This window comes from Providencia sp. (genome assembly GCF_052096715.1).
In the GTDB taxonomy this organism is placed as follows: Bacteria; Pseudomonadota; Gammaproteobacteria; order Enterobacterales; family Enterobacteriaceae; genus Providencia.
This window is the reverse complement of record NZ_JBQDNB010000008.1, coordinates 75,077-101,362: the sequence shown is the minus strand read 5'-3', so window position 1 is coordinate 101,362 and position 26,286 is coordinate 75,077. Positions and strand designations below refer to the sequence as shown.

Here is a 26,286-nt window from a genome sequence, read left to right as displayed (position 1 = left end):
GTGAATAGACGAAATTTCCTTAAAATATCGGCAGGGGGAGCGTTGTTGGCTGGCAGCACTTCAGCCTATTGCGCTGGAGCAGAAAACAGGCCACCAATACCTAATTCCCTCGGTATGTTATACGACTCGACTTTGTGTGTCGGTTGTCAGGCTTGCGTGACTAAATGTCAGGAAATTAACAATCCTGTACCGAACCCTGTTGGGGAAAAAACGTGGTCTAACAATGATAAATTAACACCTTATACCAATAATATTATTCAGGTATGGAGCAGTGGAACAGGGGTTAATAAAGATCAGGAAAAAGACGGATATGCCTACATTAAAAAACAATGTATGCATTGCGTTGACCCTAACTGTGTTTCTGTCTGTCCAGTTTCAGCGCTCAAAAAAGATCCTAAAACCGGTATTGTTCATTATGATGCCAGTATTTGTACGGGTTGCCGCTACTGCATGGTGGGCTGTCCGTTCAATATTCCAAAATATGCTTATGACGATAAATTTGGTGCTATTCACAAATGTGAATTGTGTAACCAAAAAGGTGTAGAACGTTTAGATAAAGGCGGTTTGCCGGGCTGTGTTGAAGTTTGTCCAACTGGCGCGGTAATTTTTGGTACTCGCGAAGAACTTCTCGCTGAGGCGCAAAAACGTTTGACGCTAAAAGCGGGTGAGCAATATGGCTATCCACGCCAAACGCTTAATAGTAATGATCCGAATGTCATGGCTGTGCCTAAATATGAATCTCATATTTATGGTGAATATGAAGCGGGCGGTACACAAGTTATGGTGTTATCTGGCGTGCCATATCAACATCTTGGATTGCCTGAGTTGGAGCAATTATCCACAGGGGCACGGTCTGAGCATGTCCAACATACGTTGTACAAAGGGATGGTTCTGCCATTGGCAGCATTAGCCGGTTTAAGTTTCTTGGTGCATCGCAATACTAAGAAAAAAGATAATGAAGAGGACGATCATCATGACGACGCATCATAAAGAACAGCCTCTTGGCGGGCGTTTAGTCAGTTGGCCTGTGATTGTCTTTGGGCCATTTATTTTATTGTGTGTCTTTTTCATCATTAAACGGCTGGTTTTTGGTCTGGGCTCTGTGTCAGATTTGAACGGTGGATACCCTTGGGGGATCTGGATTGCGTTTGACTTGTTGATCGGAACTGGTTTTGCCTGTGGCGGTTGGGCGTTAGCTTGGGCGGTGTATGTGTGCAACAAAGGTGAATATCACCCGCTAGTGCGCCCCGCATTACTGGCTAGTTTATTTGGTTACTCCCTTGGTGGCTTGTCGATTGCGATTGACGTTGGTCGTTATTGGAATCTACCTTATTTTTATATTCCGGGATTCTTTAATACTAATTCAGTGCTATTTGAAACTGCGGTATGTATGACTATTTACATCGGTATCATGGCATTGGAATTTGCGCCTGCACTGTGTGAACGATTTGGTTGGAAAGTATCATTAAAACGCCTCAATAAAGTGATGTTTATTATTATTGCGTTTGGTGCTTTGCTACCGATGATGCACCAATCCTCGATGGGTTCATTAATGATTGCGGCAGGTTATAAAGTTCATCCTATTTGGCAAAGTTATGAAATGTTGCCGCTATTGTCATTGTTGACTGCGTTCATCATGGGCTTCTCAATACTTATTTTTGAAGGTTCTTTGATGCAAGCTGCACTGAAAGGGCAAGGGGCTGATGAGCGTCCATTGTTTGTCCGCTTAACGCGGATCCTTCAAGTGTTTTTGGTGCTGTTTTTGGCTTGTCGTTTTGGCGAGCTGATTTATCACCAAAAAATTCATTACATTATGGCATTTGATTTTTATTCAATGATGTTTTGGATTGAAATCGCATTGCTGGTCTTTCCGTTAATTATTTTCCGTTTACCTGCATTACGTAATGATTCCAGATGGCTGTATATCAGCGGTCTTAGCATGATGGTCGGTGCGGCAATGTGGCGAATGAGCTATTCATTAGTGGCATTCAACCCAGGTGGCGGTTATGAGTACTTTCCAACCGCAGCGGAACTATTAATTTCAATTGGTTTTGTGGCTATCGAGATATGCGCCTATATCTTGCTAATACGTCTATTACCAATTATCCCTGCATTAAAAAAATCTAATTTGAATCCTTCTCAGGCCCGAGGTAAAGCATGAGCCAACGTATAACAATTGATCCGGTCACTCGTATCGAAGGTCACTTACGCATTGATTGCGAAATTGAAGATGGAAAAGTCACCAAAGCTTGGGCTTCTGGCACCATGTGGCGCGGAATGGAAGAGATCGTTAAAGGGAAAGATCCTCGCGATGCTTGGATGATTATGCAGCGCATTTGTGGCGTGTGTACCACGGTGCACGGTATTGTTTCAGTGCGTACCATTGAAAACGCACTTAATCTTGATGTGCCTGTGAATGCGCAGTATATCCGTAACATGATCCTAGCGGCACATACGATTCAAGATCATATTGTACATTTCTATCAATTATCAGCGTTAGATTGGGTGGATATTACATCGGCGCTTAAAGCCGACCCTAATAAAGCGGCGGATATATTAAAAGGTGTATCAACTTGGTCGCTTAATAGCCCTGAAGAATTCACGCGTGTACAAGAAAAGATCAAAAGCTTAGTCGCAAGTGGCCAATTAGGTATTTTTGCCAACGGTTACTGGGGACACCCAGCGATGAAACTATCACCGGAAGTGAATTTAATCGCTGTAGCTCACTATTTACAAGCTTTAGAATGCCAACGCGATGCAAACCGTATCGTTGCATTGTTAGGTGGAAAAACGCCACACATTCAAAACTTGGCGGTAGGTGGGGTGGCGAACCCAATCAATCTTGATGGTATTGGGGTATTAAACCTTGAGCGTTTGATGTATGTGAAATCCTTTATTGACCGTTTAGGCGATTTCATCGAGCAAGTTTATAAGATTGACGCTGCGGTAATTGCATCGGGTTATCCTGAATGGCTTGAAGTCGGACAAGGCGCGAAAAACTACATGTGTATGCCTGAATTACCGATGGATGGTAAAAATGGTAGCTTCTTATTACCGGGTGGCTATTTAGAAAATAGTGATTTTAGTACTTATCGTCCGATTACTAGCCACATGGATGAGTATCTGATTAACGGTATTAAAGAAAGTGGTAAGCACGCTTGGTATAAAGAAGATGAGCCGTTAGCACCGTGGGAAGGAAAGACTAATCCAGATTACACCGGATGGGATGAAGACGGTAAATACTCGTGGGTAAAAGCGCCGACATTTTATGATAAAACGGTAGAAGTGGGGCCATTAGCCGACCTGTTATGTAAATTGGCAGCGAAGCATGAGCCGACAGAAAAACATTTTAATGATGTGGTTAATCTGTATAAAACGCTCACGGGCAATAGCATTGAAATCGACCAACTTCATTCAACCCTTGGCCGTATTATTGGTCGTAGTGTGCGTTGTTGCGTTTTAAACGATACGTTATCAATTCAGTGGCAAGCGCTGGTGGATAATATTGGTAAAGGTGATTTCACGACTTTCGTTAAGCCTGTTTTCCCTGAAAATATGACTATTAAAGGCGTCGGTTTTGGTGAAGTTCCGCGCGGCTTGTTGTCTCATTGGGTGGTGATTAAAGACGGTGTTATTGAGAACTACCAAGCAGTTGTTCCTTCAACATGGAATTCTGGCCCTCGTAATTTTAATGATGAACCGGGTCCTTATGAACAAGCGCTAGTCGGTACACCGATTGCTGATCCATCAAAACCACTTGAAGTGGTGAGAACTATCCATTCATTCGACCCATGTATGTCTTGTGCTGTACATATTGTCGATACTGAAGGGTCTGAAGTGACTAAGGTTAAGGTGCTGTAATGCGTATTTTAGTCCTTGGTGTGGGTAACATTTTGCTCAGTGATGAAGGGATCGGTGTTCGGATCGTTGAAGCACTTGAGCAGCGTTACCATTTACCTGAATGTGTTGAAGTTTTAGATGGCGGAACGGCAGGCATGGAGCTCATTGGGCCCATGGCTGATCGTGACCATCTGATCATCGCCGATGTGGTGCTGTCTAGTCAGAAACCCGGCAGTATTTTAGTGTTGCGGGACGCCGAAGTTCCCGCACTCTTTACCCGTAAGATTTCGCCTCATCAGCTTGGTTTATCTGATGTGTTATCCGCATTACATCTCACTGATGAATTCCCACAAAAATTATCGTTAGTCGGCATTGTGCCTGACTCGTTGGAGCCACGTATTGGTTTGACTGCAATTGGTCAAGCTGCGCTGGAACCTGCATTACAGAAAGTGATTGAGATACTACGCAGTGAAGGTCTAGACATTGTAGCGAAAGAAGAGCGTTTACATGCCTGATGAAATTAGCAGTAATGAAATCAAGGGTTATGAAAATAACCCTCAGGAACTCGTTCAAGCAGCATTTGAGCGAGTCTCGAAGCAGTCTATGCATGATCTTTCATTTCTTCATCCTACAATGGGGATCTATGCGAGTGAATTTGCTTTATTTGAAAATCAATGGGTTGGCGTTGTCATAACCCCTTGGATGCTTAGTGCTATGATTTTGCCGGGGCCAAACCAATATTGGCCTCACCGTGCTATAGGTGAAAAATTAGGGTTAATACTACCCTATGGAGAAATGACCTATACGGTGGGGGAATTAGAAGGCCTCACGCAATACCTTGCTTGTTCATTGATGTCACCGTTGGATAGAACTTTAAGTGCAGAGCAAGGGCTTCATCTTGTGGATGATTGTCGCCGTATCTTGCTGTCATTACCGATAGTTGACTCCAATATACCAACCTCACCAGCACGTAGAGACTTATTTACCCGCCATATGAGAAATAGTGATGCATGAAGTTTCTCTGTGCCAAAGCACCCTTGAGATTATTGAGCAACAAGCCAAACAACATGGCGTGAGCAAGGTCACGGGGGTGTGGCTAGAAATTGGAACGCTTTCTTGTGTCGAAGAAAGTTCGTTTCGTTTCTGTTTTGATATCGCGTGTCGCGGTACGGTTGCACAGGGAAGTCAGTTACATATTATTTATCGACCCGCGCAAGCTTGGTGTTGGGATTGCTGTGAAAGTGTTGAAGTTAGTGAGCACCATTCTGTTTGTCCTAAATGCCAAGGTCTAAACCTTAAAGTGGAAGGTGGAGACAGTTTAAAAATCAAAGAGCTCGAAGTGGAGTAGTTCAACGCCAATGGTATTTCAGGTTTATCTTAGTGAAACTATCTAGCCTAATTTTGAGGTTAATCAACCCTTTTTTTTGATATTGGACTACTCTAATTTTAGAAAACGTAGTTGGGAGCGAATCTTATGTGCAGTACTTGTGGATGTGCAACAGGCGAGCGTCGAATAGAAGGTGATGAGCATAATCATCATCACGATCACCACCACGATCATCACGAACACAGTCATGACCATGATCATCATGAACATAGCCATGACCACCACCATCACGATCATCATGACCATAATCATGAAAACCATAATCACGACCATGACCATGAAAAAGAGGGTCAAACCGTGATTATTCATCACCACTATTATCATCAAGGTGATGTCCATAACCATTATCATCAGTATGAACCGACTTCAATTGATGAGAAGGTTAAGAAACAAAAACATAAGCACAAACATAAACATGTTTATGAAAATGTAGAAAAAACATTTATACCCGCAGGTGAACATCATGATCTCGATTATGGTCACGGTGAAGCCGGAACTCATGCCCCTGGTATGAGCCAAAAACGCATGCTGCAAATTGAAATGGATGTGTTAGGCAAAAATAACCACCTTGCAGAGCATAATCGTGAAGCATTCGTCGAAAAAAATATTTTAGCGCTAAATCTAGTTTCGAGTCCCGGTTCAGGGAAAACTACCTTGCTAACTGAAACGCTGTTACGTTTACGTGACAAAATCAATTGTGCGGTTGTTGAGGGAGACCAACAAACCACTAATGATGCGCAGCGTATTCGTGAAACGGGTGTGCCCGCTATCCAAGTCAATACCGGTAAAGGTTGCCATTTAGACGCACAAATGGTGCACGATGCGGCGGCTCGTTTAAATCTAGAAGATAACAGTCTTTTATTTATTGAAAATGTGGGTAATTTAGTTTGTCCTGCCAGTTTCGACTTAGGTGAACGTCATAAAGTTGCTGTGTTATCTGTCACTGAAGGGGAAGATAAGCCGCTTAAATATCCGCATATGTTCGCTGCCGCAAATATCATGATTTTAAATAAAATCGATTTACTGCCTTACCTGCATTTTGATGTTGATGCTTGTATCGCTAATGCAAAACGAGTAAACCCTGATATTCAAGTGATCAAACTCTCAGCCACAACGGGAGAAGGCATGGATGCATGGCTGGCTTGGTTGGAGCAACAGCTATGTGCTTAGGTATTCCAGGAAAAGTTGTTGCAGTAGGTGAAGATATTCATCAATTGGCACAAGTTGACGTTTGTGGTGTTAAACGTGAAGTGAATATCGGGTTAATCTGCGAGGGTGATACTGCTGATTTATTGGGGCAGTGGGTATTGGTGCATGTAGGGTTTGCGATGAGCGTGATCAATGAAGAAGAAGCGCAATCCACACTAGATGCCTTAAGGGCCATGAGTCAGTTAGAGCATGAAGTCGATGATTTTAGTGGGCTAAACGCTGGAGCCGCAGATGCAGTATGTCGATGAGTTTCGTGATCCGGCCTTAGCTAAAGTACTACTGAATCATATCAATCAGCGTGTTGCACAAATACCACGTGCGAAACAACGCCCATTACAGCTAATGGAAGTGTGTGGCGGTCATACCCATGCCATTTTTAAATTTGGCATTGACCAACTATTACCCCCTGAGATTGAATTTGTGCATGGACCGGGCTGTCCGGTCTGTGTACTGCCGATGGGGCGTATTGATGGTTGTATCGATATTGCTAAGCACCCTGAAGTCATCTTTTGTACCTATGGGGATGCGATGCGTGTTCCCGGAAAAAATGGCTCATTATTGGATGCTAAACGTCTAGGGGCTGATGTCCGAATTGTCTATTCTCCACTAGATGCGCTATCTCTTGCGGAAAAAAATCCTAATCGAGAAGTGGTTTTCTTTGGACTCGGTTTTGAAACCACAATGCCGAGTACGGCACTTACATTGCAGCAAGCTCGCCGTCGTAACCTCAAAAATTTCTCCGTATTTTGCCAACATATTACTATTATTCCCACCCTTCGTAGTTTGTTAGAGCAGCCAGATGTGCGTATTGATGGTTTTCTGGCGCCGGGGCACGTCAGCATGGTAATTGGCTCGCATCCTTATGCGTTTATTACCGAAGAGTTTCATAAACCACTAGTGGTGACAGGTTTCGAGCCGTTAGATATCTTGCAAGCTCTTGCCATGTTGGTGGATCAAATTGCAGATGGTCGATGTGTGGTTGAAAATCAATATAAACGTATTGTGACTGAAGACGGTAATCACCTTGCATTGGAAGCTTTGGCCGATGTTTTTGAATTGAAAGCATCCAGCGAATGGCGTGGGTTGGGCGAAATCGCCGGTTCCGGTGTGCAATTAACCGCGGATTATCAATCTTTTGATGCAGAGAGTCGTTTTCACGTTCAGCCGTACCAAGTCGCTGATGATCCACAAGCGCGTTGTGGTGATGTATTAACTGGGCGATGTAAACCTATCGATTGTGCTTTATTTGGTAAACGCTGTACGCCACAGACTGCATTCGGCGCCTTAATGGTCTCTTCTGAAGGTGCTTGTGCGGCGTATTATCAATATCGTCGGGAGCCACAATAATGAACCATAAAATGAACTTTACTGCCAATGATGTAGTGACCATGGCTCATGGAAGCGGTGGTCAGGCGATGCAGCAATTAATTGAACAACTATTTTTACAGGCTTTCGCTAACCGTGCTTTGAATGAGCGGGAAGATCAGGCGCGTTTATCTCTACCTGAATTAAGTGCCCTTGGCGATCGCCTCGCATTTAGCACTGACAGTTATGTTATTGATCCTATTTTTTTCCCGGGTGGAAATATTGGTAAATTAGCTGTATGCGGTACGGTGAATGACGTCGCGGTCAGTGGTGCTATCCCTAAATACCTCTCTTGTGGCTTTATTTTAGAAGAGGGATTTCCGTTATCTGATTTGCATACCATTGTGGAATCAATGGCGGCAACGGCAGCAGCAGCTGGCGTTGAAATTGTCACTGGCGATACAAAAGTGGTTCAACGCGGCGCAGCAGATAAAGTTTTTATCAATACCGCAGGGATCGGTGTGATCCCGACAAATATTCAGTGGGGCACGCAGCAAATTCAGCCGGGAGATAGTGTGATTGTCAGTGGGACTTTAGGGGATCACGGGGCAACCATTTTGAATCTACGGGAACAATTGGGACTTGAAGCTGAACTCAGTAGCGATTGTGCCGTATTGACTCCGTTAATTGAACCTCTGCGTGCTATTGAGGGCGTGAAGGCGTTACGGGATGCAACGCGTGGCGGTGTTACCGCAATTTTACATGAATTTGCTGATGCTAGTGGTTGCGGTATCTCGATAACAGAAGCGGATTTACCCGTTTCTTCTGCGGTTCGTGGTGTATGCGAATTATTAGGTTTAGAACCGCTTAATTTTGCGAATGAAGGCAAATTAGTGATTGTGGTGAAACCTGAAGTTGAAAAACAAGTGTTAGCCGCATTACAGCAACATCCGCTTGGCGTAAATGCAGCGGTTATTGGCAGCGTCACTGAGAACAAACAAGTCAAATTAGTGGGTATCTTTGGGGCATCAAGACTGTTGGATTTACCGCATAGCGAACCATTACCTCGTATTTGCTAGATACTCAAACAAGCACTAAAACGGACTATAGAAGGATTTATGATAAAAAAACTGATTGTTGCGATGCAGGCGGCCTGCTTTTTAGGACTTTCATTACAAGCTCAGGCTGCCGATCTACAAAATAGCCAAACCTTACGCTTAGCGATAGGCGCAGAACCGACAGAAGGTTTTGACCCAATGTTGGGCTGGAGTCATGGCAGTTATTTACTTCTTCATAGTCCGCTATTAAAGCAAAATGCAGATTTGTCTTGGCATAGCTATATGCTAGAAAGCTATAAACATAATGATGATGGTAAAGAGTGGATTTTAACCTTAAAAGACGGCTTAAAATTCTCTGATGGTTCGCCGCTTGGCGCAAAAGATGTTGTTTTTACTTACAACAATGCGGCAGCAAGTGGCGGTAAAGTGGATATGGGTAATTTCGCAAAAGCGGAAGTAATTGATCCTCTTACGGTAAAAATGACTCTATCATCCCCACAAAGTACCTTTATCAATGTATTGGGTTCGTTAGGTATTGTTTCAGCTGATAAATACGATGCAAAAACCTATGCGCACAATCCTATCGGTGCGGGACCTTATCGCTTAGTCGCATTTCAACCAGGCCAACAGTTAATTGTAGAACGTAACCCGTATTATGCAGGGCCAAAAAATAGTTTCGACAAAATGGTATTTGTTTTTCTTGATGAAGACGCCGCATTTTCTGCGGCACTTAGCGGTCAACTAGATATCGTGCGTATTCCTGCTGTGGCAGCAACCAGTGTAGGTCAAGTTGCTAATATGAAGCTAACAGAGCGCTACAGTGTTGAAAATCGGGGGATTTCTTTCCCAATTCCGCCTGCGGGGGAAAAAGATGCACAAGGTAACGCTATCGGTAACGATATTACTTCAGATGTCGCGATTCGTAAGGCAATTAACTATGCACTTGACCGTAAGCTATTAGCTAAATCAGTATTAGAAGGCTTTGCTATTCCTGCTTATACTGGGGTTGAGGGGCTTCCATGGAATAACCCTCAATCGAGCTTTAAAGATGGTGATCTTGAAAAAGCCAAAGCAATTTTGGAAGACGCTGGCTGGAAAATGAATAAAGATGGCCTGAGAGAGAAAAACGGCAAAGTGGCAAAACTGACCCTATGGTATGCCAGCGGTGACACCACACGTCGAGATTTAGCTCAAGCTATTCGCGCTAGTTTAAAACCTATCGGTATTGAGATGGATTTAAAATCAGGTAGTTGGGAAACGGTAGAGCGCTATATGCATTCAAATCCAACATTGTTTGGTTGGGGCAGCCTTGATCCAATGGAATTAGTCCATAACTACAGCAGTAAAGCGGCGGGTGTAGGTTTCTACAATGCAGGCTATTATAAAAATCCAGCTGTCGATGAGTTAATCGAAGAAGCGCTTCGTCAACCAGACCAAACCGCAGCGATACCTTTGTGGCAAAAAGTAGATTGGGACGGTAAAACCGGTACGGGTATTCAAGGTGATGCGGCATGGGCTTGGCTCATGAATGTTCAGCATATTTATTTACAGAATAATTGTGTTGAACTTGGCAAGAGTGCACCGGAAATTCACGGTTCTTGGTCTGTATTAAATAATGTTGATGAATGGGCTTGGACCTGTCAGTAATGCGGTCAGCAATTGGGCTTTTTTTTCGATTTATCTGTTTATTGACGGTAACTGCGGCAGGTATTTTTATCCTGCTGAGTTATTCGCCAATCGATCCGATCAAAGCCTATATTGGTAATGATTTAATGCATGTTCCCCCAGAGCAATATCCGCTGATTGCGGCTCGCTGGGGGCTTGATCAGCCATTGTGGATGCAGTTCTGGCGTTGGTTTTCGCAAATATTACAAGGGGATATGGGATACTCCATGCTGTATAACACCCCTGTTATACAGGTAATCTCCGACAGGTTAGTGCCATCATTAACATTATTGTTCTGCGCATGGGTATTTTCAGGCGTAGTGGGGTTCGGGTTAGGGGTGATCGCCGGACGTCATTTAAATCGCTGGCCAGATAAACTCATTTCACTATTTTGCTATTTATTAGCTTCTATCCCTGTTTTTTGGATTGGTTTACTGCTCCTATCCCTGTTTGCTGTGTCATTACAGTGGGCGCCCATTTGCTGCGCTTGGCCGATAGGTTTGGATGAGCAAACCGCAACTTTTTCCCAGAAACTGCATCACCTTGTTTTACCCGTTATAGCTTTAGGGATGCTAGGGGTGGGAACGATTGCATTGCATACACGTGCAAAAATTGCTGATGTGATGAACAGTGAATTTATTCATTATGCACAAGCTCAGGGAGATAAAGGCTGGGCAATGATGCGTTTTCATGTTTTAAAACATGCAATTACTCCTGCTATTTGTTTACAATTTGCCTCAGTAGGGGAATTACTCAGCGGGGCGCTTTTGGCTGAAAAAGTATTTGCTTATCCCGGTTTAGGGCAAGCCACAATTGATGCGGGATTACGAGGCGATATCCCACTTTTAATGGGGATCGTTTTACTCTGCGCTGCGGTGATTTTTTTCAGTAATACTGCCGCCGATATCATTTTGAGGAAAGTGAATAAGGGAGTGATCCGAGCATCATGACCTATAATCCTAATCGCGCGTTAATTCGATTATTTATTTCACTGTTGCTGCTTGTCATATTGGCGTTGTATGCATTCAATTTGTTACACACTGATATTGAAATGAATTTACTCGACCGTCGGCAAGCGCCTTCTTTTGCGCACTTTTTTGGTACTGATAATTTAGGGCGCGATTTATTTGATAGAACTTTTCAAGGACTGGCAACCAGTTTACAAATAGGGTTAACTGCCGCAATCTCCAGTGGTTTTATCGCACTCGTCATGGCTGCGCTATCATCATTAAATAAAACCACTGATTACCTCGTACGTGGGGTTATTGATGCTTTGCTCGCTTTACCACATTTATTGTTATTAGTTTTAATTTGCTTCACTTTAGGTGGCGGGAAAGTAGGCGTGATTTGGGCTGTAGCATTGACTCATTGGCCAAAACTGACGTTAATTTTGCGTTCGGAATTACTTCGTGTGCAGCAAACAGACTACATTATGTTATCAAAACGGATTGGAAATAGTGCTTTTTACCGTTGCCGATACCATTACTTACCCACTATTTTGCCTCAATGGATGGTAGGAACGTTATTAATGTTTCCACATGCAGTATTGCATAGTGCCGCTTTAAGTTTCCTTGGATTCGGTTTATCGCCCCATGAGCCTTCGTTAGGTATTTTGTTGTCAGATGCACTACGTTATCTCAGCACTGGCGCATGGTGGCTGGTGGTCTTCCCCGGTTTAGCTTTGATAGGTTTAGTGCTGTTATTCGATCAGTTTGCAAAGGCATCCCAACAACTGTGGTTAAGGGGGGGAGCATGTTGAGGTTTGATAATGTGACTGTTGATGTCGCACAATTTGGCTGGTTCAGCAAAAAGCGTTGGTCTCCTCTATTGAATGATATCTCATTGGATGTCTTACCCGGTGAAATGGTGGCGCTGGTGGGAGGGAGTGGCGAAGGTAAAAGTATCCTCTTACAAAGTGCTTTAGGATTACTGCCTGATAATATGCGTTGTCATGGAAATATCGAGTTGAATGGCAATGCATTAACAGAAAAAACGAAACCACTATATCGAGGTAACTCCTTGTGTTATGTGCCGCAAGGTGTCAGTGCATTAAATCCACTCATCCCTATAGGTCCTCAATTAGAGCGTGCAGCAGTGCTCAGTGGACAACATATCAAAATGCACGATGTGGCTCAGCACTTGCAACAGTATAATTTGCAAGCAAATTTAGTGAATAGCTATCCAAGTAAATTATCTGGAGGGATGGCGAAGCGTGTTTTGGCATCTAGTGCCACATTATCAAAAGCACAATATATTTTAGCGGATGAAATATCGTCTTGGTTAGATGATGAACATGCTATTTTGCTTCTGGAAAATATGAAATCACTGTGCCGTGAAGGACGAGGTATTTTGTGGGTTACTCACGACTTAGCCATGGCTGTTCGTTTTGCGGATCGCATTGCTTTGCTACGCAATGGCACCTTAGAAGATATTTTAAGTAGTCAAAAATTAAAGCAAGGCGGTGGGGGAAAATGGCTGCAATCTCTATGGAATGCATTGCCTGAACATCAGTTTATGGCAATGAAATAATGAAAATGAATAACATGCTAGAGGTTCAGGATTTATGTATTGAACAAGGTGGTCACCGGCTTTGGGATAACCTTTGTATTTCATTATCGAATAATGAGCGGCTCGGTATTTCTGCCCCTAGTGGATTTGGTAAAACCACATTAGGGCGTGTTCTAGCGCAATGGCAACCGCTTTCCCAAGGAACTATTCTATTTGAAGGTAAACCATTAGCTCAGCATGGCTATTGTCCGATACAGCTGGTTCCCCAGCATCCTGAGAAGAGCTTTAATCCTTACCGTAAAGTCGGCGATAGTTTACATGATGCATGGAAACCCGATGCACAATGGCTTGCATTATTTTCAATTAAATCTGAATGGCTAGAAAGACGTCCTAATGAGCTTTCTGGTGGTGAACTCGCACGTATTGCGCTATTAAGAGCACTTGATCCGCGAACTAAAATATTAATTGCCGATGAAGTGACTGCGCAATTAGATTCACACTTGCAGCAGGATATTTGGCAGCAATTAATTAAATTATCCCAAGAGCGACCCCTTGCGATGATTATTTTTAGCCACAATAAAGCTTTACTCGAAAAAGTCTGTACGTCAGTAATAACAACTAATTAGAGTAATCAAAGGGTTGTAACATTATTCTATACCCAAACTAAGTATGCACTTAAAATAATCAGGTGTGGTGAATGTTTCAAATGTTAGACCTTTTAAGTGTAAGTTAATTATAAACACCCTGTTTATATATCATAATATACATAAATGTTACCCTTAATATAATATAATATTGTGTCTTTACTAGATTGATATTAATAAGTGATTATATGCAAGAAGAAATAATTAAAACGCTACTTGAATTGACATTTCGGGGTAATGACGATGTGAAGATCGAAGCAATATCAGCGTTAGGTGATTATGAGGCAACGCTAGAGCAACAAGATGCAGTGAGTCGATTGATTGAATTATGTAAAGATCCGAACAGAGAAGTAGCTGTATCTTCAATTAAATCATTAAGTAAACTATCATCGTATTTTATTAAAAAATAATACCTATTTAAATTGTTTTTTATTATTGGGAGTTAATGACTTTATTTGAATATCTTAAAGTGAGTTAAACTGTTTTGCTTTATTTTAATCATCAAAAAAAGAGTATATTAAACTTAATAATATTGTGATAAAAATAAACAGCCAGATAATTATTTATTATTGATTCACACAAGAGGTTTTCAATGAAGAAAATTTTTATTTCTAGTATTTTGGCTGCGACCGCAGCATTCTCTTTTAGTGCTATGGCCGCTGACACGAGTAGTGTCACACCTGAAAAGATGACCTGTCAGGAATTTATTAATTTGAACCCACAAAGTTGGGCACCTGTAGCACTCTGGGTCACTAATCAGGAAACGCAGTTTAAAGGCGGTGATTATGTCGCATTAACTGAACAAAGTATCACAGAAGCCCCTCAGATTGTGGCATTCTGTAAGAAAAAGCCTGAAGGCACATTACAAGATTATTTAGCGTCAAAAAAATAAGTAAGCATTATTTTTAAAGTAAATTTAATAGATGTTTGCTTTTGTTTAGTACAAAAGCAAACACTAGATAGTAGGGCATAATACAAAGACTGATTATTTATGATAAGAATTTTTGTTTTACTTTATTGGCTCTTGAGAGTCTGTAACTTAAATTTTTCCAGTTAGTTTGCTATATTTTTTGTTCTTCCTCAAAATCTTTATCCTTTCCAATCAATGTACTTTTAGCTGCTTTTTCAAAATAGTGAAAAAACAGTTTTAATCCTTTAGTTCAAATTCTATATGCTCAGGCGTTAGCTAACAAAAAGTTTGGTTATTAACTATTCGCTTCTTTAATTTCACAATAAAGTAATTTCCTTAAAAACTCTTTCATCATCATATAATTAGCATTTATACTGAAAATGCTAGATTTCATTGTTTTTAAGTAAGGCAGAATTTTTGTTAGCTATAATTAAGATATAGATCACAAAATGGTCAAGTCTTGATTGAGCTCCTATAATAATCTAACTAATATTCAGTTAGTCTAAAAAAAAGTTTGGTATCATATGAAGATTATTCAGGACAATTTTGAAATGTTTTTGGCTGTAATGAAAGGTGTTGCAGGCCAATTTGGTGAGAGTTGTGAGGTGGTGTTGCATGACCACAGTAAAGGGCTCGAAAGTAGTATTGTTGCCATTATTAATGGCCATGTGACAAAACGTAAAGTGGGTGATCCTAGCAGTAATTTAGGTCTTGAAGTTTTACGTGGTACTGATGTTGATGGGGATAAATATAATTATTTTACCCAAACTAAAGATGGCAAAATGTTACGCTCAACATCGATTTACTTGCGTAACGATGAAGGAAAAGTAGTAGGTGCTTTATGTATTAATCAAGATATTTCTGAGTTTATTGCTGCTGAAAAGGCAATTCAAGGGATTACTCAGCGAAATAGCATTGAGCAAGACACAGTAAAAGAAGTTTTCGTAACTGATGTAAATGAAATTTTGGATCATCTTATTCAAGAATGTATTCAAGTGATAAAAGTTCCCGTCATTAACATGACTAAAAAAGATAAAATGGATGCTATTAAATTTTTTGATATCAGAGGTGCTTTTTTAATAAAAAAATCGGGTGAGAAAATTTGTGAATTTTTGAATATATCTAAATATACCCTTTACACATATTTAGCTGAATTAAAGGGGGAAGACAATGATAATGAATAAAAGAGGAATTTATGCCAATAACACCTTATGTTGCTTTAGATTTACAGCAACTAGAAAAAAATGTCCGAGGAATGACAAATAAATTAACACTACAAGGTATTGAACATTGGCCTCATGTTAAAACACATAAATCTATTGAATTAGCAAAGTTTGAAATTGAATGTGGCGCAAAAGGCATTACTTGTGCCACATTACAGGAAGCGACTGTAATGGCTAAAGGGGGAATTAATAATATTCTTTTGGCGTATCCAATGGTCGGAGTAGAAAAATGCCAGCAATTTGTACAGTTAGCTAAATTAGCCAATATAAGAACAATAGTTGATAGCTTACAAGGAGCGGAACAACTATCTAACGCTGCAACGAACGAAAACCTTATTATTGATATTTATATTGCCATTGACTACGGTGCGCATCGTGAAGGTATTCAGCTGGAAGATTTAGAGAATTTTGCATTAAAAATTAAAAAATATACGGGCTTGAATATTATTGGTGTATTTACTTATGCAGGTACAATTTATCAATATACAACAGAACCAGAAATACGTAAAGCCGCTAAAGCAGAAGCTGATTTATTATTATTATGTGCACAAAGACTGAGAGCAATAGGTATTGATATACAAAGAACATCTGGAGGTTCAACATTATCATCTTTTTATGCTGAAGAATTAAAAGGCATAACTGAGTCTCGAGCAGGTAATTTTATTTTTGGTGATATGAATGCAATATATGCGGGTATTTATACTCCCAAAGATTGTGCTTTAACGATTAGAACATCAGTTGTGAGTATTCCTATTAAAGGATATGCAACAGTAGATGCAGGAACGAAAACATTAACATCAGATCAATCTGCTGAAGCTGGATATGGCTACATTGTTGAGGAACCTAATATTAAGCTTGTTAAGCTTAATGAAGAGCATGGATATCTTCGTTACGATCCAGAGACAATAGAATTAAAAATTGGTGATATATTAAATATTATTCCAAATCATAGCTGTGTAATTCCAAATTTAACTAATAAAATTTATGCATTAAATAATAACGAATTAGATCATATTATAATACCAAACGCACGATATTAATTATCGGAGAGTAAAATGTATCAATTAAACAATAAGCAACAAAATGAGTTGCTAGAGCTTCTTTGTGCTTTAATTAGAAACAAATCTGAAAACCCACCAGGTGAAGAACAACAAGTTGCTGAGTTTATTTATACTCACTTTAAGCGGGAAAATATAGAGGTTGAACTCCAAGAGGTTGCACCAGGTCGACCGAATGTTATTGCGCATTTAAAGGGAACAGGTAAAGGAAAGCATCTTTTATTTAATGGCCATATTGATGTAGTTCCTTGTGGTTGTGGCTGGAGTAGTGAGCCGTTTGACCCCGTAATTAAAGACGGCAAAGTGTTTGGTCGTGGAGCTGCTGATATGAAGTCAGGGGTAGCAGCAATGATGTATGCTGCTACGTTATTAACGCGTAATAAAGATCAATTTTCGGGTGAGTTAACATTAATTTTTAATGTTGATGAAGAACGAATTAATCTCGGCATGCTGCACTATATTAAAGATGGAATTACAGCCGACTATGCAATAATTGGTGAGCCAACCTCACTCGATGTGTGTATTGCTCATAAAGGTGTCAGTCGTTATAACTTAAGTACAAAAGGTACTGCAGGGCATGCAGCTAAAACACGTTATCCAGATAGCGCCATTGCTAAAATGGCTAAAATATTACCAGCATTGGAACATCATCGCTATTTAGTTGAAGAGATTGAACATCCATTATTAGGTAATGCTTCAATGATTATTACTACAATTAAAGGGGGAACTGCTCCAAATATTGTTCCACAACATTGCGATATAGAGATTGATAGGAGGTTAATACCTGGCGAAAATCAGCAGGAAATAGAACAAAAAATTCACCAAGCAATTGCTGATTATAATGAGCAAGAATTAATTGAATACGAACTCGATAATTATTTATTTATACCTGCATCTGATATTTCAAAAGATCATGAATTAACAGTATTAGCCCTTGATGCAGTAAGTCGATTTACAAAACGAGATGCGCAACCACAAATATTTGAAGCTACTTGTGAAGCACCATTTTTTTCGGTAACGAGTAATATCCCAACATTGATTATGGGGCCGGGTGGTTTGGCTCAGGCTCATATTAAAGATGAATTTGTTGAAATTAAAGAGTTATATCTTGCAGCTGAAATATATTATGACTTAGCAAAAGATATATTAAATAAATAGGATGTGTTAATGATTATTGAACAAAAATTAAAAGAAAAAGGGATTATATTAGCAATGCCAGGGAAACCTAAGTTTTCTTATGTTTCAATTAAACAATGTGGTGATTTAATTTATACATCAGGCCACGATTGTAAAAAAAATGGGAATTTAATTTATAAAGGTTCGTTAGGAAAAGAGCTCACACTAGAACAAGGGCATGAAGCCGCCAAACAATGCATTATTAATATATTCTCCTCACTGAAAGATTATTTAGGTGATTTAGATAGAATTGATGAATGTATTAAGTTACTTGGCTTTGTTCAAAGTACGACTGAATTTAAAGATCAACCCTATGTGATGAATGGAGCATCTGATTTTTTAATCGAAATATTAGGTGAAAAAGGAAAGCATGCGCGTTCAGCAATAGGAACCAATACGTTACCTTTTGATACACCAGTTGAAATTGAACTCATAATAAAAATTAAACCTGAATAATAAAAGAAAATATATTAAAAATATAAATCTGCGGAATGTTATTAAATTCCGCAGGGTCCGATTACGTCTTAAAGGTACTTAACTATGTCACTACACGCGAGTAAAAGATTAAAGCGTTGGCAATTTATTGCGCTGACATTCTTATTGATAGCAGGCATTATTAACTTTCTTGATAGAGCCTCACTTTCAATAGCTAATTCTACTATTAGTAAAGAACTTGGTTTTAGTGCAACCCAAATGGGGTTATTGTTATCCGTTTTCTCTTTCGGTTATGCGCTTTGTCAATTACCGATAGGTATGGTCATGGAGCGTTTTGGGGTTAAAAAAATCTATGGCTTTGGTTTATTTTTATGGTCACTTGCGCAGACAGTGACGGGCTTTTTATCTTCATTTACCCACTTGGTTATTGCTCGCGTAGTTTTAGGAGTTGGTGAAGCACCACATTTACCAACAGGCGTAAAAGTCGTTAATGATTGGTACAATATTCGTGAACGTGGATTACCAATGGGTATTGTAAACATGTCCTCAACGCTGGCACAAGCATTAGCACCTCCATTGCTTATTGCTTTGATGCTTGCATTTGGTTGGCGTACCATGTTTATTATTATTGGTATTAGCGGGATTATCCTTTCTATTCTTTGGTTTATTTTTTATCGTAATCGTGAACAATTAGATTTAACTGAAGAAGAGCTGAATTATTTAAATGATGGTGCTCCGCCGTCATCAACAAATAAAGTGACATTTAAAGAATGGGCATCCTTATTTAAGCAGCGTTCTTTATGGGGCATGATTATTGGTTTTAATGGTGTTGGTTATATGGTTTGGTTATATCTAACATGGCTACCTGCTTATCTTGAAAACTCTCGAGGATTGAGTCTAGAAAAAACAGGTTGGGTGGCGGCTATTCCTTTCTTGTTCGGTGCATTAGGAATGTTAGTTAACGGTGTTGTAGCTGACTGGGTTGTTAAGCGCGGTGCCGATAAAATGAAAAGTCGTAAATGGATGATTTGTTTAGGGCTTCTTTTTGCAGCAATGTTTACATTGCCGGCAGCATATACTGAAAGTACTGCGTCAGCTGTTGCTTGTATTAGTTTAGCATTATTCTCAATCCACTTTGCGGGTACCTCGGCTTGGGGATTGATTTTAGTATCAGTACCTTCACGCTTGATTACCTCGGTGAGTGGTATTCAGAATTTTGGCGGATTCATTGGTGGATCTTTTGCTCCTATTATTACAGGTATGATTGTTGATAAAACGCATTCATTTACATTGGCACTAGTTGTTTGTGCTGTTGTCGCATTTCTAGCATCACTGGTTTATTTTTTCTTTGTTAATGAGCCAATTAAAGATCCAGCAGAAATGAAGTTGCAATCTATTTAGTGGTATAGCTCTATATTTTTTAAAACAGCCATCTTGTTTAGGTGGCTGTTTTATTTAATGGCAAGATGGCTAACCAAAAAATCAATAAATGCACGTGTTTTAGCAGGTAATGCGACGGTATTTGGATAAAGCAATTGAATATTTTGTGAAGGCAAGTGGAGTTCAGGGAATAAATGAGTCAACCGTTTATGCTTAATATCTTCCCCAATTAACCAAGCGGGGCAAATTGCAACACCTAAAGAAGACAATACCATTTGATGAATAACGGCAGCAGAATTAGATTCATACTGACTTTTAATTATGGGTAAAGGGATTTTTTCACCTCTATTATTTTGTAAAAAGTATTGTGTATCTTGCCAATTTAATAAGCTGTGAGTGATCCACGGAATATCAGCTAAATCAGTAATACTGTTGATTGAATATTTTTCAATAAATTGAGGTGTTGCAACGAGATAAATAGAATAATCGCCAATTTTACGCGTTTTAAGCGATGAGTTTTTTAAGTTACCAAGTCTTATTGCTAAATCTAGTTTCTCAGTGACTAAGTCATCAAGGGATGAATTAAATGAATATTGTAGACGTAATTTAGGATAAAGGCGGCAAAATTGGGGAAGTAATGGCAAGATAAATCGTTGTCCAAATTCATTGGTTGATGAAAAGCGTAATAAACCAGTCACACTAGTGCCTAAATTTTGGCTTCTTTCAAAAGCTTCATCAATTTGTAGCTGAATACGTTTGAAATCATCGTAAAAGTATTTTCCTACCTCTGTCAGTGCAATATTACGAGTATTGCGCGTCAATAAACTCACATTAAGCTCTGTTTCTAACTGTTTAATATCAATACTGACCATTGAACGGCTCAAACCTAATATATCAGCTGCTTTGGTAAATGACCCCGAATCTACGACCTGTAGAAAACTCATTATCTGCTTAAGATTTTTTTGCATAATCTGTTCAATTGTTTGCTTATATTAAACAATGATTTTACTTCTCTTGCATCGACAAAGAAAGGGCTAAACCCTATTCTTTGCGCCGGAGGTAGTTATGTCTTATCGATATAAAATCGCAACAGTGTTTCTGATCGGCTTCTTTATTGATTGTATTAATATTTTTATGTCAGCTATTGCACTGCCTGACATTGCTGGGGCATTTTCAACTAGCCAGTCAATGGTTGCTTGGGTATCAAATGCGTATATTTTGGGTTTAGTGCTGATTATGCCGATAAGCTTATGGTTAGCGGGTCGGCTCGGTAATCAAAAACTAATGTGTTACTCAATGCTACTATTTTCTATCAGTGTTTGGCTTTGCGGTATGAGTGATTCTATATATAGTTTGATTTTCTGGCGTTTTATTCAAGGAATGGCGGGGGGATTATTAATACCTGTTGGACAGGCATTAGTTTTTGCATTATTCCCAGGAAATGAGCGTCATCGTATTTCCACTATGATTATGACAGTCGCACTAATAGCACCAGCTTTTTCACCTGCACTTGGTGGGATTATTATTGATTCATTATCGTGGCGTTGGATTTTTTATTCTAATTTGCCTTTTTCATTATTAGCGGCTTCTTTAGCGTGGGAATGGATTAAAAATAGCGAACGACAAGAAAGAGAAAAACCAGATATGTTTGGTTTACTGATCGTCAGCTTAAGTTTATTAAGTTTATTATTATCATTTTCTTTTTATAATGACTACCACAGTCTTATTTTGGCGTTGAGTAGTTTTGTTTTTTCGGGTGCTATGCTGTTTTTTTATATTCAATATGCCAAAAAATGCCAAGCGCCTATTCTTAATCTTCAATTGTTAAAAAATTATAATTTGCGAAATGCCTTTATTGTTTATTACGCCGTGCCCGGTATTTTTACTGGGGTAAATTTGCTGAATATTTTTAATTTACAGATAAATCTTGGTTTTAATGCCGGCGAGACAGGGTTATTCATGTTGATATACGCTGCTGGAGCGCTGGTATCGATGATAAGTGGTGGATATCTTTACCATCGTATGGGAAAGAAAAGCCTATTTGTTATTGGTATTCTTTTACACAGTGTCGGTATATTTTTTTTATTTCTAGTGTCGAGTTCCACAGATTTAAGCACCCTTATTCTTGCTTATTTATTAATGGGAATGGGTGGGGGGATCAGTGCAAATACCGCTCAAATAAGCTCATTAATCGATTTTGCTGATAAAGATTTATTACAAGGCAGTGTTCTTTGGAACATTAATCGACAAGTCGCATTTAGTGTGGGCACAGTGGTCTTGATATCCATTTTTAGTTTTTCTTCTGCATCAACAGAATTAATGCGCTATCAATACACCTTTTTTATCGCGTCGATACTCGGCCTATTATCATTAATTTCAGTTTTAAGAGGAAAAAACAATGAATGCTAAAATGAATAAAGCACTACAAAGTGTGATTGACTTACATATTTTGATTGAAGATGTTTTCACCGGAAATAATAAAGAAGAAAGCTTAAATCAGCTTTTAGAGAGCTTCGATAATGATTTTAAGATGGTCACTATAAGCGGTATGCGTATTGGATTGGCTGAAGTCACCGCATTATTTAGCCAAAATAGAGGAGGAAAGCCAACGCTAAAAATCACGCTACAAAATATCACTCCTCTATATGAGCTTGAAAACTATTGCTGGATTCAATATCAGGAGCAGCAACAAACTGACAATACCAATACCCTTCGCACATCGGTTGTCTGTATCAAGGTTGAATCTGAACGATGTGATTGGGTTTATTTACATGAAACACCAGTTTTAAATAAATAAGCTAAAGAGTATCTATCAATAGACGATAAACGGCTTTTATGAGCCGTTTTTATTTTCCTGATAAAATAAATGATATTTATTCTCATTTGTGATTGACCGTCGGTCGGTCGAGTGTTATGATGCCATTTATCTACTAAGATGGACAACATAATATGAAACGTATTTTTTTGATCTTTGCAGTTTGTCTGGGTACTTTTATGGCGACCTTAGATATCAGCATTGTGAATGTCGCTTTACCTGCAATAGGGCAAGATTTGAATGCGAATATGTCATTATTGCAATGGATTATTGATTCGTATGCATTGTGCTTATCAGCGCTGATTTTATCTGTGGGTCCTATTAGCGACCGCTATGGGAGAAAAAAAGTGTGGTTGATTGGTGTTGCCATTTTTACACTCGGTTCTGCAATATGCGCATTTTCAACTACGTCATCTACGCTTATAGGTGGGCGGATAATTCAAGGTATTGCGGCGGCAGCATTAATTCCGGGGGCATTATCAATTATTACCCAAGCTTTCACCAATGATATAGAAAGGATAAAAATTATTGGTATTTGGTCAGCAGTGAGTGCGCTGTCATTAATTATAGGGCCGATACTCGGTGGTTTTTTAGTCGATACCTTGGATTGGACAACTCTATTTTTGATTAATATACCGATAGGATGTATTACATTGCTTGTAGGTTGGTTAGGTATTAAGGAAAGTAGTGATCCTGATAAAGCCGCTTTTGATCCGATAGGTCAAATACTTAGCATCTTTGCACTGGGAGGGATCACTTTTGCTTTAATTGAAGCTGGAGATAAAGGCTGGGGAAATTATTTAACATTAAGTGGTTTAACGCTTGGTGTCATTGCATCACTATGTTTCATTTTTATTGAAGGAAAAGTGGCTAAGCCACTGTTACCCATATTTTTATTTAAGCAGAATACCTTTTTCTTTCAATACAATATGGCTTCATTTTCACTAGGTTTTGCGACTTACAGCAATGTTTTTTTTATTGTACTTTTCTTACAAAAAGGACAGGGTTGGGGAGCGTTGGAAGCGGGCCTTAGAATGGCACCAGAGTTTATTGCCATGGCACTTTTTTCATTTTCCTTTGGTAAGCTATCGAAATTTTTTAGTGTCAGAAATTTGATGATGATGGGCTTTGTTTTAATAGCAATAGCGTCAATGATGCTAACTCAGGTTAATTTTGATACGCCTTATATTCCTATAGCTCTAATGCTCTTTATCTTGGGGGCGGGAATGGGTATGGCAACACCAGCGATTAGCTCGCTTGTAATGGCTAGCGTAGAAAAAGCTTACTCAGGCATTGCTTCTGCGGTGATGAATGCGCTCAGGCAGACAGGGATGACACTTGGTATTGCATTACTTGGTACATTGATGACTCATCGTGCGGTGGATAGGCTACTGAACGACAATCAATTAGCGGCCGTATTTACAGAGAAAGAGCTTGAGCAAATGATTAATGGCGTACCAATCACTTCATCTATATTAATTGAAAATACCATTCGTAGTGCTTTTACCTCGGGTTTTAATGTGGCGATGTTGGGGGGGGCAGTGGTGATTTTGGCGAGCTTAAGTTTAATGACAAGGCGCAAAATAGTTCAATAATACAGTTAGTCATTATGATTTAGTGCGGTAAATAAAAAAACACCTGCCGAAGCAGGTGTTTATATCAACGAGCAAATTTGCGAATTAATTATTCGTCAAGGAAGCTACGCAGAACTTCTGAGCGGCTTGGGTGACGCAATTTACGCAATGCTTTCGCTTCAATCTGACGGATACGTTCACGGGTAACGTCGAACTGTTTACCCACTTCCTCAAGGGTGTGGTCAGTGTTCATATCGATACCAAAACGCATACGTAGCACTTTCGCTTCACGAGCAGTTAAACCTGCTAATACTTCATGAGTCGCTGAACGTAAGCTTTCTGACGTAGCAGAGTCTAAAGGTAATTCTAAAGTCGTATCTTCAATGAAATCGCCTAAGTGTGAATCTTCATCATCACCAATTGGTGTTTCCATGGAGATAGGTTCTTTAGCAATTTTCAGCACTTTACGAATTTTATCTTCAGGCATTAACATGCGCTCAGCCAGTTCCTCTGGCGATGGCTCACGGCCCATTTCTTGCAGCATTTGGCGAGAGATACGGTTCAATTTATTGATAGTTTCAATCATATGAACCGGAATACGAATTGTGCGAGCCTGATCCGCAATGGAGCGAGTGATAGCCTGACGTATCCACCAAGTTGCATAAGTTGAGAACTTATAACCACGGCGGTATTCAAATTTATCAACCGCTTTCATCAAGCCGATATTACCTTCTTGAATCAAGTCAAGGAACTGTAAGCCACGGTTGGTGTATTTTTTCGCAATCGAAATAACCAGACGTAAGTTTGCTTCAACCATCTCTTTTTTCGCACGGCGCGCTTTCGCTTCACCGATAGACATGCGACGGTTGATATCTTTGACTTGTTCAATAGTTAGACCCGTTTCTTCTTCAACTTGGCGTAGTCTCTGTAAGCAACGTAAAATTTCTTCTTCAACTTCTAGCAGTTTTTCGGACCACGGCTTGTTCATTGCTTTGGCAGCAGTCAACCAAGTCTCGCTGGTTTCATTACCACTAAATAACGTGATGAAATTTTTCTTAGGCATTTTGCATTGTTCAACACAGAATTTCATGATGGTACGTTCTTGCAAACGCACTCTATCCATCATTTCACGCATATTGTTGACCAAATAGTCAAACTGCTTAGGTACTAAACGGAACTCTTTGAAAACATCAGACAACTCTTGAATGGCTGCGGCTGTTTTTGCATCACTACGGCCATATTGCTTGATATGTTGACGTGTTTTTTCATATTGAATACGAAGATCAGAGAACTTTTGACGAGCTAATTCAGGATCGATGCTGTTATCATCTTCGCTATCTTCCTCATCTTCCTCGTCTTCATCTTCATTATCATCTTTGTCAAGCTCTTCTTTTGGTAATTCAGAGCCAACATGTGTTGCGGTCGGAGCGAAATCCTCTTCAGCATTTGGGTCGACAAAGCCTGTAATCAAATCTGATAAACGGCTTTCTCCTGCCTCAACACGGTCGTATTGTTCAAGTAGATAAGTGATGGCCTCAGGGTATTCAGCAACAGAACACTGAACCTGATTGATACCATCTTCAATACGTTTTGCGATGTCGATTTCACCTTCACGGGTGAGGAGTTCGACAGTACCCATTTCACGCATATACATGCGTACAGGGTCAGTTGTACGGCCAATTTCACTTTCAACACTGGACAACACTTGTGCAGCAGCTTCTGCTGCATCTTCATCAGTATCGGAAGTATTTTCAGCCAAAATTAAATCATCAGCATCAGGTGCTTCTTCCATGACCTGGATGCCCATGTCATTAATCATCTGGATGATATCTTCAATTTGATCTGAATCGACGATATCTTCCGGCAGATGGTCGTTGACCTCAGCATAGGTTAAATAACCTTGCTCTTTACCCTTGGTTACGAGTAACTTTAGCTGCGACTGCGGGTTTTGCTCCATAAGACGGTATCCACACTTCTGAGTATTTAGATTGGTGTCGGTCGGCGAAACTATCGGCCAACAAGAACATACAAAGGGAATTTTTATTGTTTGCTACGCCCTTTATATTTCGTAGCATTTAAGGCATCAGCCTTGTTTTATG

28 protein-coding genes are annotated in these 26,286 nt (G+C 39.8%); 25 read left to right on the top strand and 3 right to left on the bottom strand.

What is annotated here, in order from left to right; all coding sequences use genetic code 11:
• The 22 genes from hybA (at position 1) to ACTH6U_RS08655 (ending at position 19,819) form a co-directional block, all read left to right on the top strand.
• Positions 1-990 carry a hydrogenase 2 operon protein HybA gene (gene hybA / locus ACTH6U_RS08760; RefSeq protein WP_294106686.1) on the top strand — a complete coding sequence of 330 codons (990 nt, stop codon included), beginning with the start codon at positions 1-3 and terminating at the stop codon, positions 988-990.
• Positions 974-2,161, top strand: coding sequence for a Ni/Fe-hydrogenase cytochrome b subunit (gene hybB, locus ACTH6U_RS08755; protein WP_441832023.1), 1,188 nt, complete (start codon positions 974-976; stop codon positions 2,159-2,161). Before hybA ends, hybB begins: the two co-directional genes overlap by 17 nt.
• Entirely contained in the window at positions 2,158-3,861 is a 1,704-nt protein-coding gene (gene hybC / locus ACTH6U_RS08750; RefSeq protein WP_294106689.1) for a hydrogenase 2 large subunit, read from the top strand. Before hybB ends, hybC begins: the two co-directional genes overlap by 4 nt.
• Positions 3,861-4,355, top strand: a complete 495-nt coding sequence (locus ACTH6U_RS08745; protein ID WP_336430369.1) for a HyaD/HybD family hydrogenase maturation endopeptidase — start codon at positions 3,861-3,863, stop codon at positions 4,353-4,355. Before hybC ends, ACTH6U_RS08745 begins: the two co-directional genes overlap by 1 nt.
• Complete coding sequence (gene hybE, locus ACTH6U_RS08740) at positions 4,348-4,854, top strand: hydrogenase-2 assembly chaperone (RefSeq protein ID WP_336430372.1); 507 nt, start codon at positions 4,348-4,350, stop codon at positions 4,852-4,854. Before ACTH6U_RS08745 ends, hybE begins: the two co-directional genes overlap by 8 nt.
• A complete protein-coding gene (hypA, locus tag ACTH6U_RS08735; RefSeq protein ID WP_294106693.1) occupies positions 4,847-5,188 on the top strand; it encodes a hydrogenase maturation nickel metallochaperone HypA in 342 nt (113 codons plus the stop codon). The genes hybE and hypA overlap by 8 nt, the downstream gene beginning before the upstream one ends.
• 126 nt (positions 5,189-5,314) lie before the next feature.
• Positions 5,315-6,397: a hydrogenase nickel incorporation protein HypB gene (gene hypB / locus ACTH6U_RS08730; protein WP_441832022.1), complete on the top strand. Its 1,083-nt coding sequence runs from the start codon at positions 5,315-5,317 to the stop codon at positions 6,395-6,397.
• Positions 6,388-6,684 carry a hydrogenase maturation factor HybG gene (gene hybG / locus ACTH6U_RS08725; protein WP_336430538.1) on the top strand — a complete coding sequence of 99 codons (297 nt, stop codon included), beginning with the start codon at positions 6,388-6,390 and terminating at the stop codon, positions 6,682-6,684. The genes hypB and hybG overlap by 10 nt, the downstream gene beginning before the upstream one ends.
• Complete coding sequence (hypD, locus tag ACTH6U_RS08720; protein ID WP_294106697.1) at positions 6,668-7,783, top strand: hydrogenase formation protein HypD; 1,116 nt, start codon at positions 6,668-6,670, stop codon at positions 7,781-7,783. Before hybG ends, hypD begins: the two co-directional genes overlap by 17 nt.
• 11 nt (positions 7,784-7,794) lie before the next feature.
• Positions 7,795-8,820, top strand: a complete 1,026-nt coding sequence (gene hypE, locus ACTH6U_RS08715; RefSeq protein WP_441832047.1) for a hydrogenase expression/formation protein HypE — start codon at positions 7,795-7,797, stop codon at positions 8,818-8,820.
• Positions 8,821-8,859: 39 nt separating this feature from the next.
• On the top strand, positions 8,860-10,446 hold the full coding sequence (locus tag ACTH6U_RS08710; RefSeq protein WP_441832021.1) for an ABC transporter substrate-binding protein: 1,587 nt from the start codon (positions 8,860-8,862) through the stop codon (positions 10,444-10,446).
• Positions 10,446-11,414: an ABC transporter permease gene (locus tag ACTH6U_RS08705; RefSeq protein WP_336430376.1), complete on the top strand. Its 969-nt coding sequence runs from the start codon at positions 10,446-10,448 to the stop codon at positions 11,412-11,414. Before ACTH6U_RS08710 ends, ACTH6U_RS08705 begins: the two co-directional genes overlap by 1 nt.
• Positions 11,411-12,223, top strand: coding sequence for an ABC transporter permease (locus tag ACTH6U_RS08700; protein WP_336430380.1), 813 nt, complete (start codon positions 11,411-11,413; stop codon positions 12,221-12,223). The genes ACTH6U_RS08705 and ACTH6U_RS08700 overlap by 4 nt, the downstream gene beginning before the upstream one ends.
• On the top strand, positions 12,217-12,993 hold the full coding sequence (locus tag ACTH6U_RS08695; protein WP_294106701.1) for an ATP-binding cassette domain-containing protein: 777 nt from the start codon (positions 12,217-12,219) through the stop codon (positions 12,991-12,993). Before ACTH6U_RS08700 ends, ACTH6U_RS08695 begins: the two co-directional genes overlap by 7 nt.
• Positions 12,994-13,007: 14 nt before the next feature.
• The gene (locus tag ACTH6U_RS08690; RefSeq protein ID WP_441832046.1) at positions 13,008-13,598 is read left to right on the top strand and encodes an ATP-binding cassette domain-containing protein; all 591 of its coding nucleotides are present in this window, start codon (positions 13,008-13,010) and stop codon (positions 13,596-13,598) included.
• 206 nt (positions 13,599-13,804) lie between these two features.
• Entirely contained in the window at positions 13,805-14,026 is a 222-nt protein-coding gene (locus ACTH6U_RS08685) for a HEAT repeat domain-containing protein (RefSeq protein ID WP_294106703.1), read from the top strand.
• Positions 14,027-14,208: 182 nt separating this feature from the next.
• Positions 14,209-14,508, top strand: coding sequence for an HdeA/HdeB family chaperone (locus ACTH6U_RS08680; RefSeq protein ID WP_294106705.1), 300 nt, complete (start codon positions 14,209-14,211; stop codon positions 14,506-14,508).
• 542 nt (positions 14,509-15,050) lie between these two features.
• A complete protein-coding gene (locus ACTH6U_RS08675; RefSeq protein WP_294106707.1) occupies positions 15,051-15,710 on the top strand; it encodes a helix-turn-helix transcriptional regulator in 660 nt (219 codons plus the stop codon).
• An 11-nt stretch (positions 15,711-15,721) separates the two neighbouring features.
• On the top strand, positions 15,722-16,789 hold the full coding sequence (locus ACTH6U_RS08670) for an alanine racemase (protein ID WP_441832020.1): 1,068 nt from the start codon (positions 15,722-15,724) through the stop codon (positions 16,787-16,789).
• A 15-nt stretch (positions 16,790-16,804) separates the two neighbouring features.
• Positions 16,805-17,965, top strand: coding sequence for a M20 family metallopeptidase (locus ACTH6U_RS08665; protein WP_441832019.1), 1,161 nt, complete (start codon positions 16,805-16,807; stop codon positions 17,963-17,965).
• 9 nt (positions 17,966-17,974) lie between these two features.
• The gene (locus ACTH6U_RS08660; protein ID WP_434719929.1) at positions 17,975-18,439 is read left to right on the top strand and encodes a RidA family protein; all 465 of its coding nucleotides are present in this window, start codon (positions 17,975-17,977) and stop codon (positions 18,437-18,439) included.
• 84 nt (positions 18,440-18,523) lie between these two features.
• Entirely contained in the window at positions 18,524-19,819 is a 1,296-nt protein-coding gene (locus ACTH6U_RS08655) for an MFS transporter (RefSeq protein ID WP_294106714.1), read from the top strand.
• Between the two features lie 50 nt (positions 19,820-19,869).
• On the opposite strand, the gene ACTH6U_RS08650 is transcribed toward ACTH6U_RS08655, so the two are convergent.
• Positions 19,870-20,766, bottom strand: a complete 897-nt coding sequence (locus ACTH6U_RS08650) for a LysR family transcriptional regulator (RefSeq protein ID WP_441832018.1) — start codon at positions 20,764-20,766, stop codon at positions 19,870-19,872.
• Positions 20,767-20,863: 97 nt separating this feature from the next.
• Between ACTH6U_RS08650 and ACTH6U_RS08645 the strand changes: the two genes are divergently transcribed.
• From ACTH6U_RS08645 to ACTH6U_RS08635, 3 genes are all read left to right on the top strand, one after another.
• Positions 20,864-22,207, top strand: a complete 1,344-nt coding sequence (locus ACTH6U_RS08645; protein WP_441832017.1) for an MFS transporter — start codon at positions 20,864-20,866, stop codon at positions 22,205-22,207.
• Positions 22,197-22,595 (top strand): hypothetical protein, encoded by a 399-nt coding sequence (locus ACTH6U_RS08640; protein ID WP_434719932.1) that lies wholly within the window; start codon positions 22,197-22,199, stop codon positions 22,593-22,595. The genes ACTH6U_RS08645 and ACTH6U_RS08640 overlap by 11 nt, the downstream gene beginning before the upstream one ends.
• 152 nt (positions 22,596-22,747) lie before the next feature.
• Complete coding sequence (locus ACTH6U_RS08635; RefSeq protein ID WP_441832016.1) at positions 22,748-24,208, top strand: MFS transporter; 1,461 nt, start codon at positions 22,748-22,750, stop codon at positions 24,206-24,208.
• Between the two features lie 88 nt (positions 24,209-24,296).
• Here ACTH6U_RS08635 and rpoD read toward each other — a convergent pair whose 3' ends face one another.
• On the bottom strand, positions 24,297-26,144 hold the full coding sequence (gene rpoD, locus ACTH6U_RS08630; RefSeq protein WP_294106723.1) for an RNA polymerase sigma factor RpoD: 1,848 nt from the start codon (positions 26,142-26,144) through the stop codon (positions 24,297-24,299).
• Positions 26,095-26,262, bottom strand: coding sequence for a hypothetical protein (locus ACTH6U_RS08625; protein WP_294106725.1), 168 nt, complete (start codon positions 26,260-26,262; stop codon positions 26,095-26,097). Before ACTH6U_RS08625 ends, rpoD begins: the two co-directional genes overlap by 50 nt.
• Positions 26,263-26,286 lie beyond the last annotated feature (24 nt).